We start from the raw sequence: 15,493 nt of genomic DNA on the forward strand, positions 1-15,493 counted from the left end.
GTGGTATTCGTACCAGCTGTTTTAACTGGGTATGGCGTTGTCTTCGCTTTTTCTGACTTCCTCTCGATGAACGAGGATTACTTGGCCAGCAGAAAGTGTGTTCCCATGGGAGGGAGCGTCCAGTTTAGGTTCTGCTGATCTAGCTGCCACAGACTCTTTCCTGCTAATTCGCTGATGTTGGGTTTGCTATCCACTAAAGTGCCCAAGTTAAGCTGAATCTCAATCGGTCTATCTGTCAGGTTGACGCCTACCAATACAACCTCTTCGGGCGTTGTTTTAGCCATGACCAGAAAGTCATCGGTGACAGAAAGTGGAAGGCGACCACCTCGGTAAAGTGCGGGGTGTTGTCGTCGCGTATGAAAGATCTCCTGAGATTCTCTGATCATCTCTTCATTCAGGTTATCCCAAGGCATGGGGACACGACTGGCATGCATGTCAGGCAGGTATGCATGAGACAGAGCGGTTTCTGTGCCGTAATAGATGATCATTGGCCCGCTGAGCGCGGAGATAAATTTCACTGCCGCTGACAACCGTCTCGGGTCGTTGTTAAATACCGTAAAGCGCGGCATATCGTGATTATCCAAAAACCAGGCTGGCTGCGCGGTATTAGGGTAGGCAGCGCTGGTTGATTGGAGGTAGTCCTCCAAGATAGTTAATGAACGTCCCCCCGCAAATACTTGCTCGAATGCATACCGAGTTGGAAATTCGATCAGTGAGTCGTATTGCAGGCCAATACCGTCAATCGGTTGGTAGTGTTTTGTTAGCTCTGTCGGGGCAGCATGGTTGTCTAACCAAACTTCGCCCATGACAAAGGCGTCAGGTTTGCTGGCTTTGATCTCTTGATATAACTCGGCCCAGAAACTCTTTTCCATCCCCAACACATAGTCCAATCGATACCCGTCAACATCGAATTCCTCCAGCCAGAAACGTGCGGCATCTTTCAGAAAGCGCCGGGTATTGGGATCTTTTTCATCCCAGTAGCCAAAGTTGGCACCGATGCTGTCAAAAAATACTTCTTCTGGCTGGCGGTTTCCGGTGGTTTTAGGGCGAAAACCTTTAGGATCACCATTCTCAAAATCGTAATTCGTGGCGCCGTGATTTAGCGGAAGATCCAGTAAAACCTTTATTCCCCGTTGATGTGCACCATCGATGATTTGCTTAAGTAAGGCGAGGCTCTTGGTTGGATCTCCCGGATACGCAAGCGCACCATTGACGCCATAGTAGTTGGCGGGGTCATAGCCGTGGGATGTAAAACTAGGAAAGGTGGGGCTTAGCCAGATAGCGTTTATCCCCAGTTTCTCAAGATAATCCAGTTTTCCCAGTACCCCCTGAAGATCACCGCCGGCATAATTCGGTCCAACCCAATGGGATAACCCGGCTCGGTCATTGTCAGGTTCAGCGTTAGCAAAGTATCCGACCATGATGTGGTAGATAATGAGATGATCAAACGGGCGGATCTTGAGGTTATTCTGTCCTAGCTTAACCGCTCGAGCCTCTTCGTTGGCGTCGCCCAGCCATAATCTATCGGTATAGTCAGCTGGTAAAATAATGGTTGTTTTAGCGTCAGAGCTGGCTTTGCCGACAATCTTGCCCTGTTCATTGAGAATGTCAGCATCCGCTGCTATTACCTGCCAAGATGTGGTCTCTTTGGGAACAACGCTTTCAAATGTTGGAGCGCTGCAACCAATCAGGGTCATTGTCAGAACGAGAACGATTCTTGTCATGAGAGGGCTCTGTGGCTGATGTTAAAAATATCGTGAGAGACTTCGGTGCGCCTGTTTTAATTATAACGCCACGATAACTATAGAATATTTTTAAAGTGAGCCTAGGCAGATTAGCGCCTTTGAGGGAATTCCTAGGCTTGCGCATGTTATCTTTGTTGAATTTTCTATCTGAGACGAAAATTAGCTGGTGCTACCGCCAAAAAAGTCATGATTAATTTTGTCGTGGAACAGGGATATTCGTATCAGTACATTACGCAGATTTTGCTGCTCTAATTCGGTGAGGTCGTTAATCGCTAATACGTCGTTGACCTTACGCAGGTCGGTGTATTCAACGATTTGATTCATAAAGCGCAGGTGCCAGATATGGTCGAAGATATAGACCATTTCGCGAAAAGTGTTTTGGTCTATCTCTTGTTTCGTGGCCAGCTGTTTTAGCCGGGTCATGGTGTTGGCTTCGCGGATATCGTGTTTTAACGCGTAGATGCGGCAGAAGATCTCCATCGGCCGCAGGCACTCTTTCAGGTTGACCGATGCTACGCCGTCATAGTTTTCTGTTTTGATCTGTTGCGAGGCGTTCAGCGGGACTTTGTAGGAGAGGCAGTTTTTGGCGTAGTTCGGCAGAAATGCATCGTTGCCGTGGCACTGCTCAACAATATGTTGCTGGATCTGATCGACCAGTGCGGCTTCGCCATAAGTGGCACGAATATCGAAGAACACATTCAGCTCCAGGATGGTGCTGGGGGTGGCGTTCTCTATCCACTCACTGAAGTTGGCCTGCCACTCCTCTACGGTTAAACACCATTGGTGGTTAGTGGCCATGATCAACCCTTCGCAATAGCTGTAGCCCGCCTGATTCAGTAAGCCACAGACCCGTTCTGCCAGATGCAGAAAATATCGGCGCACCTGCTTTAGGCTGTCATTGTCATCCGGTGCCTCAAATACGATGCCGTTGTCTTGATCTGAAAACAGTGTCATGTCGTGGCGGGCGTTACTACCAAATGAGATAAAGGAGAAGGGCACTGGCGGCTCACCCAGTTCGATGATGGAGAGATCGATAAAGCGGCAGATCGCGGCGTCATAAGCGCTGCCGATGGCACGGCGCAGATTGTCGGGGCGCGACCCTGCATCAATCATCTCTCGGACCAGCTCTGGCAACTGATTCAGCGATTCGACGACATGGCCCTGACTGTCGCTCTGTTCTATCTCTTCGACGATACGGCTGGCTAGGCCCTGATAGTCGTTGACCTGTTTCACCAAGCCATAGGCGCCGCCATAGATCTTGCGGGTGATGGGACGAAACGAGATCACATGGCCATGTTTCTCAGAGAAAAACAGTTTGGTTGAGCTGAGAATAATATCGAGCGGTTTACCGCTTTTGGTTTGTAGCTGTGCTTCAAATTCGCCGGGCTCGGCGGCATGGCTAAATAACAGCGACAGGTGCTGTAATACGCGGGCGTTTTGTTGGTTGTCAGGAAAAAGTTGATGCCAGATATTGTCTGATTTTAGTTCGGCGTCGGTATAACCCACCATGCGATGTAGGCGGTTGTTTGAGTAGAGAATGTCGCCGTCAGCTTCGAGGATATAACCTTCGTTGGATGATTCGACTAATGCGCGGTAGCGATCTTTGGCTTCATGCAGGGCGATCTCGGCGCGTCTTTTGCGGTTATCGATGGTACGGCTCTGAGTGATGATATACCCCATAAACGCGGTGAGTCCGAGGGTGATAAGGAAGAAGGTGGAGAACAGCGCGCGTTCAAGTTTATCGATCGCCTTCTGTACGTCATCAAAGTACACCCCGGTGCCGACTATCCATTGCCACTCTTCTACGCCATGGACATAACTGAGTTTCTTCGCGGTTTTGTCGGGATCATCTTTCCACTGCCAAAGGTACTTCAGGTAACCTTCCTGTTCCGCTTCGACTAGCTTGGTAAATTCAACAAAGATCTGCTTGCCGTTGGTGCTTTCGCTGTCGGTATAGTGGGTAAGATCCTGGCCTTTAAGATCTTGACGGTAGGGGTGCATCACCATGCGCGGGTGCATGTCGGTGATAAAGAAGTAGTCTTTGTTCTGATCGCCGTAGCGCATTGCTTCTATTTCACTGGCGGCTTTACTTTGTGCCTGTGCCAAACTTAATTCCCCTTGTTGCTCAAGGGCGACATAGCTATCGACAATGCTCACGGCGGATGAGGTCAGCTCTTTGATCATCTGCCGTTTTTGCCCCTCCATCGAGTCCTCAACCAGCGGTACGATGAAAAATATAATTGCGGTGACAAACAGCAGAATGGCCAAGATGGTGGGCATGACGATGCGAAAACCAAAACTACTGACAAAGCTTTTACCGGGCAGGTCGTCATCGCGGATGCCGTTAAAGTAGTCGGCTAACTCATTGGCATCGAGTATCGCGCTTAGCTCTTCGGCATGGATCGCATCGTGATATTTTGCGGTGAAGGTGCCGTTTTCAAAGTCAGCACGAGAGGGCAGGTAGCCGTCGTAATCATCCTTGATGTGGGTTTCCACCACGTTTTTAATTTGGCTACGGGAGTACTTATCGCCAAACTCCTGATAGGCCTCTGCCAGTGCTTCTTTGCAGTGGCGAAAGCGGCGGTGATCGTAGGGGTCGTAATTCATTATCTTGCCTTGGCGCAGATAATGGTCAAAGCCATCATGATCGAAAAAGCCGTCGATCCATTTATGGATATCTTCCGCTCTGATACCAAACAGTTGCTCGGTGTGATCCGCATGTTCGGAAATTTTCATATCAATCCACTACTCAAGTCACTACGCATTCAGGTCAATAGCCCTTGGGTTGTCAGTATAACCACCACCACATGGGAAATGTGCGCGGCTTAGCATCTCGGCCAAGCCCCTTTCAAAATACAGAATTCAACTGCCCACAAAACAACCTAAATCAAAGTAGTTTCTTTTAGCACTCGTACACTGTGACAAATTTTTAACATTACAAGTTACATAGGGTTCACATTGCACCCTTTATCCCCAGCGGGGATAGCCAAGTAGCCATGAATTTCCTCCTTTAAAGCGAACAGGTTTTAAAGGTGTTCTGTAGCGTCTGGGATGTCGTCTCGTGCCGGTTGAAGATCGGCATACAGAGCGTAATTGGAGTATTTATGCGCCGCTCTACAGCCCCGCAAAAAGCATAGGAAGAAAGTAGATGTCGAAAGATAAACAGAAATTTTATCGGGACATGCGCCGCAAAGCGCAGGATTTCGAAAGCCGTGAAGAGTTTTTGAATCACGATCTTAAAATTATGAGCTTTCGTCGCTGGGGCATTCATTTGCCATTCCGCGACTACAGTATCGAGATTGAAGATTGGGTGCCTGCATTAGCGGCCACCATTGGTAAAGTTGTTATGGTGGCGGCCATGGTTGCGGCATTTGCTGCTGAGTTTGGTTTGTCGCCGGAATTTGTGGCTGAAAACGTGCGCTATGAACTGCTCATCGCAGGTGCACTGTTCGTTATTCTGTTCTCTGCCATCCTGAACCCGAATGCCAATCTGGCAGGTACCCATGGCCCGATGATCCCGCTTATCCCGCTTATCGCAGCGGCCGGAGGGCATCCACTGGCACTGGGTATTATGGTGTGCGTGTTTGGTCTGATACTCGCCTATACCAAGGGGGGCTCGAAATTAATGACCCTCACCGGGGTCGGGGTCCGAGGGGGTCTGTTGATCTATCTCGGGGCATTTGGCCTGATGGGGCAGATTAACAAGACTGAGGCGTGGGCATCGTCGACGGATCAGGGCTATATCGGTTTCGCGGTGATTGGCGTAACCGTACTTGTTTATGCCTACCTGGCGAAAATTGGTAAGCGTTGGTTGGCGATCCCGCTGTGTTCTGCATTGGCTGGTATTGTTGCCTTTGGCCTTGGCGCAGACTTCGCGTTCTCTTCAGAGCCGGGTTTGCCACACTTTAGTCCGCTCTACTGGTGGGGTGAAGATACCGGTTGGCAGTTGGGCTGGCCTTCCCTGAACCATTTTATTGCGGTAATGCCCTTTGCATTGCTGGCTGTGGCTATGTGGTCGCCGGACTATCTCGGTCACCGAGTGTTTCAGGAACTTAACTATCCAAAAGAAGCAAAAGGCGTACTGATGGATGTCGATGACACCATGGTCGGCGCTTCGATCCGTCAGGGCGTGGGTTCTTTCCTTGGAGGCGGTAATCTGGCGTCATCATGGGGTACCTATATGATCCCAGCGGCTATCGCCAAACGCCCTATTCCTGGCGGTGCGCTGCTGACCGGTATTCTGTGTATTCTTGCTGCAGTGCTGGGTTACCCAATGGATCTGGCAATGTGGGAGCCGGTACTGCGTGTGGCACTGATTGTGGGTGTATTCCTGCCGTTGCTGGAAGCGGGTATGCAGATGATCCACAAACATAAAGATTCTTTGAGTGCAGGTATCTGTATTTTCGCTTGTGCCTTTGTTAACCCGGTATTCGGTTGGGCGACCACCATGCTGCTGGATAATATGGGACTGATTGGTGATCACGAGCGTGCCAAAGAGCTGTCAGCGAAAGATAAGTATCTGATCCCTGGTTTGGCCTTTGTGGTTTGTGTTGGCTCTCTGGCCGTCGTTGGTCAGTTGCCAGGTATTCCAGCGCTGATTGGTAACTAGAGCGCAATATTAATGCGTTAACTAGTTCACTTTGAATGGTGACCTTGAGGGCAGTCTTTGACTGCCCTTTTTTATGGTGCGCCGGACATGGCGCTGATGTTTAATCCTTGCCTGATGTTCGGCGAATTAAGCCATCAAATACTGAGCTGGTCATTTGCATCTCTCAGTCACTTCCTGCTTTGTGGAAGGTTGACGCACATCATCTTGCGAGTAAAAAAACTGGCTGACTTATTGGTTTGTGACGTCACTTCTATCTCTACCCTTGTTCGCTCACTAAACTTAACGGCCATATACGTATTATGTAGAACGCTAATGCGGCGCTTTTTCATCAGTGATACCGAGCATTTCTCTCTCTTAAAACTCAGTCGCCAATTGCTCTGTGTATTGCTGTGTTGTGTCAGTTTCAGCGTCATCGCCAAAAGACCTGTGGTGTTAGTGATTGATAGTTATCACCAAGGCTACGGTTGGGTTGACCATTATCAACAGGGGATCACAGAAGCTTTAGCTAAAAGAGCACAACTGCATTTTTATCAATTAGATGCCAAGCGCTTGCCTGTCGATGCGTATGAGAATAGAGCCGAACAGGCGTGGCAAACTTACCTTGCACTGAAACCTGATGTGGTGATCTTGTGTGATGATGAAGCGGTGGCCTTGCTAACAATAAGGATCTCCAACCACGGTACGCCGGTGGTCTATTTTGGCGTCAATAGTGATGCCAGGGATCACGGCTTGCTGAAATTGGAGAATGTTTCCGGATTGGTTGAGCGGCCATTGTTTAAGCGTTCGCTGGCATACCTACGAGAACTGCTGCCGTTGCCGCCGAAAAAGGTGTTGGTGTTATGGGATGATAGCCCGACGGCGCAGCGTACTTTAGTAGAGTCCTTTGATGGTGGGGGGACAACGACAGTCTATGGTATTCAGGTGGAACATCGACAGGTCAGTCATGTCAGTGCGTGGCAGCAATCTATCGTGACGAGTCAACAACAGGGCTTTGACGCCGTGGTGGTGGGTTTGTATCAAAAGCTATTAGATGAGCAAGATCTGCAGGTGGATGATAGCGCCTTACTGGCGTGGACATCGCAACACACACCTTTACCTATTTTCTCTTTTTGGGACTTCGCAGTCGGCAAGCGTGGCACGATTGGCGGCTTGGTTATGTCAGGAAAAGAGCAGGGGCGGGCTGCGGCAAAACGGGCTGAGTTGTTTATCCACAAAATACCTATGAGCAGCTTCCCCTCTACCGAAAATTCGGGCTATTTCATCTTTAGTCGTGAGCAGTTAAAGCGCTGGCAGATTGTCTTGCCTGAACAGATAGAAGAGATTGCGACTTTAGTCGAGTAACGGCTGTTTTGACTGTCTTTTTTAACTGCACGGTGCTAATAGGTATTTAATGCTTTAGCGTTATGGATGGCGTTAACCATTACTTTTGATGCATGAAGCATCTGCCAAAAGGATCCTTTCATGAGTATGCGTAAGAAAATGCTGCTGTTGGCGTTATTGCCAACGCTAGCGATGTTTTTAATCACCTCTTTTTTGACTGTGTATCAGTTGAATCAAGTCTCTCAAGTGAGTATCGACTCCTCCAGACTGACCTTGTTAGAGGCGGAAAAACTAAAGCTGAAGAATCTGATTGAATCTGCCAAGTCGTCGGTGCAACCCGTACTCAGTGACGGTAGTCTTAGTCGTGATGAAAAGGCCTTGCGGGTAAAAGAGCTGCTTAGTCATATCAAATTTGGTGATGATGGTTACCTTTTTGGTTATGACAGTCAGGGCGTGCGTCGCCTGCTTGGCAGTTCAGATAAAGGTCTCGGGGATTCCTTTATCGGCTTAAAGGATGCAGATGGCGTATTTTTTGTGAAGGATCTGATCAGCAAAGCGCAGGGTGGGGGAGGCTATGTGTTTTATAGCTTTCCAAAACCGGGTTCGAGCGACCCTAAACCGAAAGTAAGTTACGCCGCTTCGTTGCCAGAATTAGATTGGATGATTGGCGTTGGCACCTATATCGATTTCATCGATGAGAAAGCCGCAGAGCTTGAAGCGCAGCAGGATGAAACACTGAATAGCATCTTGGCGCTTTATCTCACCGTCGCCATTGTCGTCTTCGCTATCGCTTTGGGCTTTGTATTGATAGTGTCCCAGCGTTTAACTCAGCGCCTGACCACGGTGAAAGATCGTCTGTTAGAGATCTCGCAAGGTGACGGTGATTTGACTCAGCGGCTGGTGATTAAAGCTGATGATGAGATTGGTGCGCTTGCTGCTGCATTCAACGATTTTGTTGATAAGGTGCATAAGACGGTTGCGCAGATTGGCAGTGCTGTATCGGAGTTAACTGATACCAGTATCGAAATGGCAGATTTAGCCCATGGCACAAAATCCACGATCCAGGCGCAGCGTGAAGAGACCGACTTGGTGGCGACCGCAATGAATGAGATGAGTGCGTCATCAGCGGAAGTGGCACGTTCGGCGGAAGATGCGGCGAAAGCTGCCTCGTCAGCGGATGAAGGTGGGGCGGAAGCACAGCATGTGGTCGCGCAAACGGCTGATGCGATCAATCAATTGGAATCAGAGATCGGCCACAGTGCCAGTGCCATCGAGACCTTGGCCAATGATGTGGAATCGATTGTTACCGTTCTGGATGTGATCCGTAGTATCGCAGAGCAAACCAACCTGTTGGCATTGAATGCAGCGATTGAAGCGGCGCGGGCTGGTGAGCAGGGGCGCGGCTTTGCCGTGGTGGCGGATGAAGTGCGCTCATTGGCGAAACGGACGCAGGAGAGTACTGCAGAGATCCAGCAGATGATTGAGCGCTTACAAAGCGGATCCAGGGAAGCGATCACGACGATGAGTAATAGCCGTGAAGCGGGAGAAACCGCAGTGGAGAGAGCGACTGCAGCCACGGCTGCGCTGCAAGCGATTGCCGATGCCATCGGCCTAATCAGCAATATGAATGAGCAGATCGCCAGCGCTTCAGAAGAGCAGAGCACGGTGGGAGAATCCATTAATCAGAGCGTTATCAAGATTGCAGATAACGCCACTGAAGCCGAAGGCTCTGCGGTGAATGCGCAGGGTGTCAGTGAAAAGCTGGCAGAGTTAGGGGATCGCTTAAAGGGGCTGGTTGGCCAGTTTAAGTTCTGATCGCCTACGGTTTGCTTATTGAGATAAGGCCCCGTGATTCGGGGCCTTTTTTATCGGCTTGTGGGTGAACTAGATGCTGTTCTCTGCGATGTAGTTATCCACCAGACGTTCGAGGATATCCAAGGGTACAGCGCCATTTTTCAGTACCACATCGTGGAAGTCCCGTAGATCAAATCTATCACCTAGCTGCTGCTGCGCGCGTTGGCGCAACTCGAGGATCTTGATCATCCCTACTTTATAGGCCGTTGCCTGACCAGGCATAACGATATAGCGTTCAATCTCTGCTACGACATCGCTTTCTGCCATACCGGTATTGGCCAACATATAGTCGATGGCCTGTTCGCGAGTCCAGCGTTTATGGTGAATACCGGTATCCACGACCAGGCGCACTGCGCGGAACAGCTCAGCACCTAGCCGACCGATGTTGTCGTAGGGATCATCCTGAAAGCCAAGTTCCCAGGCTAGTTGCTCGGCATAGAGTGCCCAGCCTTCGGTATAAGCGGTAAAGGGTGCCATGCGACGGACGAAAGGCATTCCTTCCAGCTCCATGGCGATGGCTATTTGGAAGTGATGACCAGGAATGCCTTCGTGGTAGGCAAGGGTACGCATACCATATTTAGGGGTCGCTTTGACGTCGTACAGATTGGCGAAGAATCGACCGGGGCGGCTGCCGTCAATGGCGGGCTGCTGGTAGTACGCGCCAGGGGATGTTTTTTCTTTGAACTCGGGAATACGTACCACTTCCATACCTGCTTTTGGACGAATGCGGAAAGCCTCGTCGAGGCCTGTATTGATCTCATCGAGGATCAGCTGGTAGTCGACTAGGATCTGCTCGCGTCCGCTATCACTATCTTCATAGTAGAATTCGGGCTTGTCTGACAATTCGGCCATTGCGGCGGTAAAACCCTGACTGGTCGTGATGCCCTGTGCTGCTAGTATCGTCAGCATCTGTGCTTGAATGCGGTCGACTTCAGTTAATCCCAGATCATGGATCTGGTCGGCGGTGTAATCTGTGGTGGTAAACAGTTTGAGTGCTAGGGCATAAGCTTGATCACCATTGGGTAGGTGCCAATAGCCGTCGTCACTGCCAGCCTTGTCTGCTAGGGCGGTGAAGTAGTCAATAAACAGCTGGTAGGCAGGATAGACATGGTTTGTCATCTCTGTAGTGGCTTGTGCCAATAATGCAGCGCTTTGCTCCGTACTGATGCTATCTACGTTTTCTAGCTTGCGACCGAAAGAGGTGATAAGAATGTTTTCATCGGTAGGCGTGGCAACAAACGCTTGCATCTCATCCAATACGCGGTCGATAACAAAACGGGGAGGGATGATCCCTGCCTCCTCTCTTAATTTGAGCCCTTGTAGATTCTCGGCGAACTTACGTTGCACATCTTGAAGGCGGGCAATGTAATTCTCTGCGTCTTCGAGGCTGTTTACTTGATGCTGTGCCTCCATAAAGCTGGGATAGCCATTTTGTACGCCAAATAGCTGATTGACCGGGTAAGTGTGTAGCTTGTATGGCTCTGCAGCGATAAAAGTATCGAGTAAATAGGCGGTGATCTCTTGTGACAATGCTTCTTGCCCCTCAAGGTCATCGTACTGATCTAACCCGGCGCGAAACTGTTTAATCGTGGCAAACAGTTCGGTCGTTTTCTCCGGTCTGTCATCATCAAGTTTGGCGTTGTGCCCCGTAATACCGACCGACTCAAGAAAGCCTAGCGAGGTGAGCGTTTCTGGGCTATCAAACGCGATTTTGACCACTTCGCGGTCAAGAAAGGCGCGGAATAGTATGGGCTTGTCGGCGTACCATTCATGGGCACCAAAGGCGCCAGCAAGCAGCACGAGGGTGAGTAAGCTGGCACCCAGCCATTTAATAGTTTTTTTTATCATATTAATTCGATCCCTGGATTTATTAGAGCCAATCACCCTGAGGTGGCAGCGAGAAGTTTCTGCTGGCTCCTCACATGAAACTGGCAACAATAAATTAACATAGGAACCACCTCGTTATGGGTAGGGTTATTGGTAGATGTTTTACAAAATGTGTCTGTGTGAAGTGATCTATATTCGTTATGAAATCAACAGCGTAATTCAAACGAGCTTGATATCGTCATGGCGTTGTCTTGAGTTGCTTCGCTGAACTGAAATAAGAGTTAAAATTGGCGCCAGCTCCATGTTTTTTTGTTTCGCCCGAAGGGGTTAAGTGCTCACTGTTTTAGTGTTTGCTTTATTTGGTTCCTATCGCCGCGGTGGTCATTTCGCGGCATTGATGTTGCCAATGGCTAGCTGCGCGATCCGATCTCATGGCTGAATTTACGTGCCTATATGTTAAAAAACTATCATATTGCGCCAATCAATATACAAATAACGACAGCTTTCTCACCCGCAACAAAAAGCGATTTGAAAACCTTTTCTCGCATTGATCCAGAACAGTTTTTGCTTAACTAACCCTGCCTCTGTATGTAATTTAAACAGCCTTATGATACCGATCTCACTGTATAACTTAGATCTAACATTTTGATTGAATAACAAACGCCAACTGGCTATTTTATCATCTGTCATAAAATTGACGTTGGTTACCCGTTAGTAGATTTGTATTTGCTATTTTTTTTATTATCGAAAATTCGTTGCGAATACTGCTGATAAATATGACTTAATTTGCTTTGTTACTTTGTGTGCGGATGTGGCTACTCGCTGCTTTGGCGGCTTGCTCCAAGTTATCAGCTTGCTTGGATGACGCGGTAAACGCATACACATTTGTCAGGTTAAGCTCATTATTGCCATATTTTTGATGTTAAATATGGTAGCGGTAACGTACCCTGCTTCAATTTTAGCTGAAGGTGCTGTTGGATCGAGAGCCATCTGTGATGGGGATGAAAAGGAGCGCAGCATTTTCATTGTGAAGGGTGTTTAACGTCGTTTTAGTGGTGACAAAGCGTCATTGGGGCGAAGAATTCAAAGGTTTGACTCGTTAGTGAGGCGACCTTTTTTTTAATCCGCGCAGGAAGCAGTCGCGTGGAAACTTTAAGCAAGAACCGAGACAGGTTCATACACGAAGGAAATATCATGAAGCGGCTAGCAAAGACAGCCAGTATCAGCGCCATCGCGGCGGCGATGCTAGGACTATCAGGCCAGGCATATTCGAAAGATGTGGCTGTTCACCTGTTTGAATGGAAGTGGACAGAGATCGCCAACGAATGTGAAACATTCCTCGGCCCAAAAGGCTATAACGCAGTACAAATCTCTCCGCCTAATGAGCATGTTGATGCTCCGAATGATCCTAATAACAGCGCTTGGTGGGTAAGGTATCAGCCTGTCAGCTTTGTTAATTTAACTAGCCGTAGCGGTAATGAAGCTGAGCTGCAGGATATGATCCAGCGCTGTAACGCGGTGGGTGTAGAGGTTATTGCGGATGCCGTGATCAACCATATGGCTAACTACCCTGCAGGTTTCGGTGTCGGTAGCGGTGGCTCCGTTTGGAACAGTAACAATGCTGACTACCCAGATATGGATGGTTGGGGTAATGATTTTCATACCTGCTATAGCAAAATCGATTGGAATGATCGTGAGTCAACATGGGGCTGCCAGTTGGATGGTATGCCTGATGTCAGAACTGAAAACCCAGCGACACAGGATAAACTTGCCGCCTATCTGAACAAATTGACAGGCATGGGTGTGGCTGGCTTCCGTATCGATGCGGCTAAATCTATTCGTCCTAGCGAACTGAATACTATTTTGGAAAAAGCCGGTAATCCTTGGGCATTCCTTGAAGTGATCGACAACGGCGATGCTGTTGGCTTGGATGATTATGACTGGATGTATCCACTGTTGACCGAATTTGGCTACGCCGTAAAGATGCAAGAGCTTTTTGTTGATGGCCAGCTGAAATGGTTAGAAACCTTTGGTGATAGCTGGATGTCTATTGGCAGCGATAAAGCCTGGGTTTTCGTGACTAACCATGACCGTGAACGTAATCATGGTGGTGGTAATACGATTCATTATGATGATCCAAATGGCGCACAGAATCTAGCTACGGTGTTTATGTTGGCTCACCCCTTCGGTACGCCAAAAGTTCATAGTAGTTTTGCATTCAGTAATGGTGACCAAGGCCGCCCAGGTAGCTCGGTTGATTGTGATAGTGATGAGTGGGTATGTCAGCATCGCTGGGGCAATATTGCCAACATGGTAGGGTTCCGCAATGAAGCTGGAGATGCACCAGTAGCTAACTGGTGGGATAACAATAATAACCAGATTGCCTTTGGTCGTGGTGACCGCGGTTTTGTTGTGATCAATAACGAAGGTGGCACCTTGAATCAGACATTGCAGACTGGCCTTAAGCCGGGTAATTACTGCGATGTGATGTCCAACCTTGATGAGTGTGAAGGCGATATCGTTACAGTGGATGATAATGGTTTCGCTACTTTCGTGGTTGCTGGATATAGCGCTGCGGCGATCCATGTTGGTTTCCAGCCAGACGTTAAAGATAAGCCAGTCGCTGTGATTACTGGTGCACCTGCCCGTGTTGACGTGGGTACCTCTGTATTGCTTGATGCCAGCTCGTCAACTGACGCCGACGGCTATGTCGTTGGTTATCAGTGGAGTACTGGTGAGACAACTGCTGCGATCACTAAGGTTTTGGATACCGAAGGTCTGCAGACATTCAGCGTGACTGTTGAAGATAACGACGGCCTGTTTGGTACAGCTGAAGTGAATATCCAGGTCGGTGATGCACCAGCAGAATGTCGCTTTGGTAGCTTGCACTTCCGTGGCACAGCTAATGGCTGGGCAGCGACTGAAATGACATGTGTCGAAGAGAATGTCTGGGAAGCCGAAGTGACATTTGATGGTCAGGCTGATCAGCGTTTCAAGCTTGATGTGAATGGTGACTGGAGTGAAAACTACGGTGATACCGGTGCTGATGGCACGCTTGAGCAAACCGGTACTGACATCTTTACTGATGTGGTAGGAAAGTATGCTGTACGTGTTAACGACAGCACCATGACCTATGAACTGAAGTTGATTGAGGGTGTTGATGAGAAACCAGTCGCAGTGGTGACACCTTCGTCAGTGACGGTTGATCTCGGTGATACCGTGACTTTCAGCGCGACCGACTCTACCGATGATAAGGGTATTGATGGTTATGACTGGAGCACAGGTGACAGCGATGCCACCATCCAGGTGACATTCAATCAGGTAGGCCCACAGCAAGTAACAGTCACTGTTATCGACACTGCTGGTCAAACGGACACCGCGGTTGCCAATGTCACTGTTGTTGACCCAGGTGAGTTCGTGAGTAACCTCGATGCCCTCAATTTCCGTGGCACTGCTAATGGTTGGAATGCTTCTGCAATGACCCTGATTGCGGATAACACTTGGCAGATCCAAGTTAGCTTTGACGGTCAAGCTGAGCAACGCTTCAAGTTTGATGTACTGGGTGACTGGAGCAACAACTTCGGTGATGACGGTGCTGACGGTAGCTTGGAACAGACCGGTGCTGATATCTACACTGATGTTTCTGGTGAATATCTAGTGACGGTTAATGACGACACCATGACTTACACCATCAAGCCCGTTGCTTGCGATGATTGCGGTTTTAATAGCAACTTAGATTCACTCTATTTCCGCGGTACGCCCAATGGTTGGACGACAACAGCGATGACGCTGGTTGCCGATAACACTTGGTTCGTGGAAGTGGCCTTTGATGGTCAAGCTGACCAGCGCTTCAAGTTTGATGTCCATGGTGACTGGAGCTACAACTTCGGCGATGACGGTGCTGATGGTAGCTTAGAGCAAACCGGTGCTGACATTTACACTAACGCCAATGAAACGTTGGGCGTGACGGTAAATGATGCCGACATGACATATACCTTCACAACGCCATAAGTCATGTGATCCCTTAGCCACTCATCTCTTCTCCTTTGGGAGGTGGGTGGCACCTTCTACACCTTTTACTTTTACCTCTATATCGCGTCGCATTGACTGCGTCGCAGCGGGTTCGAACCCGGTAACT

7 protein-coding genes are annotated in these 15,493 nt (G+C 49.0%); 4 read left to right on the top strand and 3 right to left on the bottom strand.

Annotated features, from left to right (window positions below; translation table 11 throughout):
* Nucleotides 1-77: 77 nt before the first annotated feature.
* Together DU002_RS06310 and DU002_RS06315 are read right to left on the bottom strand one after the other, a co-directional pair.
* A complete protein-coding gene (locus DU002_RS06310) occupies nt 78-1,724 on the bottom strand; it encodes an alpha-amylase family glycosyl hydrolase (protein ID WP_114337529.1) in 1,647 nt (548 codons plus the stop codon).
* Nucleotides 1,725-1,904: 180 nt separating this feature from the next.
* Nucleotides 1,905-4,481: a DUF294 nucleotidyltransferase-like domain-containing protein gene (locus DU002_RS06315; RefSeq protein ID WP_114337530.1), complete on the bottom strand. Its 2,577-nt coding sequence runs from the start codon at nt 4,479-4,481 to the stop codon at nt 1,905-1,907.
* 412 nt (nt 4,482-4,893) lie between these two features.
* Here DU002_RS06315 and DU002_RS06320 point away from each other — a divergent pair, with 412 nt between their 5' ends.
* From DU002_RS06320 to DU002_RS06330, 3 genes are all read left to right on the top strand, one after another.
* Nucleotides 4,894-6,354 (top strand): DUF3360 family protein, encoded by a 1,461-nt coding sequence (locus DU002_RS06320; protein ID WP_114337531.1) that lies wholly within the window; start codon nt 4,894-4,896, stop codon nt 6,352-6,354.
* Nucleotides 6,355-6,441: 87 nt separating this feature from the next.
* On the top strand, nt 6,442-7,695 hold the full coding sequence (locus DU002_RS06325) for an ABC transporter substrate-binding protein (RefSeq protein WP_114337532.1): 1,254 nt from the start codon (nt 6,442-6,444) through the stop codon (nt 7,693-7,695).
* A gap of 120 nt (nt 7,696-7,815) precedes the next feature.
* Nucleotides 7,816-9,489, top strand: a complete 1,674-nt coding sequence (locus DU002_RS06330) for a methyl-accepting chemotaxis protein (RefSeq protein ID WP_114337533.1) — start codon at nt 7,816-7,818, stop codon at nt 9,487-9,489.
* A gap of 69 nt (nt 9,490-9,558) precedes the next feature.
* Here the strand turns inward: DU002_RS06330 and DU002_RS06335 are convergent, their stop codons facing one another.
* The gene (locus DU002_RS06335; RefSeq protein ID WP_233496436.1) at nt 9,559-11,376 is read right to left on the bottom strand and encodes a DUF885 domain-containing protein; all 1,818 of its coding nucleotides are present in this window, start codon (nt 11,374-11,376) and stop codon (nt 9,559-9,561) included.
* Nucleotides 11,377-12,549: 1,173 nt separating this feature from the next.
* Between DU002_RS06335 and DU002_RS06345 the strand changes: the two genes are divergently transcribed.
* Nucleotides 12,550-15,366: an alpha amylase C-terminal domain-containing protein gene (locus tag DU002_RS06345; RefSeq protein ID WP_114337535.1), complete on the top strand. Its 2,817-nt coding sequence runs from the start codon at nt 12,550-12,552 to the stop codon at nt 15,364-15,366.
* Nucleotides 15,367-15,493 lie beyond the last annotated feature (127 nt).

The sequence above is a fragment of the Corallincola holothuriorum genome (genome assembly GCF_003336225.1).
GTDB classification, from domain to species: domain Bacteria; phylum Pseudomonadota; class Gammaproteobacteria; order Enterobacterales; family Neiellaceae; genus Corallincola; species Corallincola holothuriorum.

Bases quoted from the DNA above. Each gene is read 5' to 3' on its own strand.
- DU002_RS06315 (WP_114337530.1), bottom strand. From the start codon at position 4,481: ATGAAAATTTCCGAACATGCGGATCACACCGAGCAACTGTTTGGTATC.
- DU002_RS06330 (WP_114337533.1), top strand. From the start codon at position 7,816: ATGAGTATGCGTAAGAAAATGCTGCTGTTGGCGTTATTGCCAACGCTA.
- DU002_RS06345 (WP_114337535.1), top strand. From the start codon at position 12,550: ATGAAGCGGCTAGCAAAGACAGCCAGTATCAGCGCCATCGCGGCGGCG.
- DU002_RS06320 (WP_114337531.1), top strand. From the start codon at position 4,894: ATGTCGAAAGATAAACAGAAATTTTATCGGGACATGCGCCGCAAAGCG.
- DU002_RS06310 (WP_114337529.1), bottom strand. From the start codon at position 1,724: ATGACAAGAATCGTTCTCGTTCTGACAATGACCCTGATTGGTTGCAGC.
- DU002_RS06325 (WP_114337532.1), top strand. From the start codon at position 6,442: ATGGCGCTGATGTTTAATCCTTGCCTGATGTTCGGCGAATTAAGCCAT.
- DU002_RS06335 (WP_233496436.1), bottom strand. From the start codon at position 11,376: ATGATAAAAAAAACTATTAAATGGCTGGGTGCCAGCTTACTCACCCTC.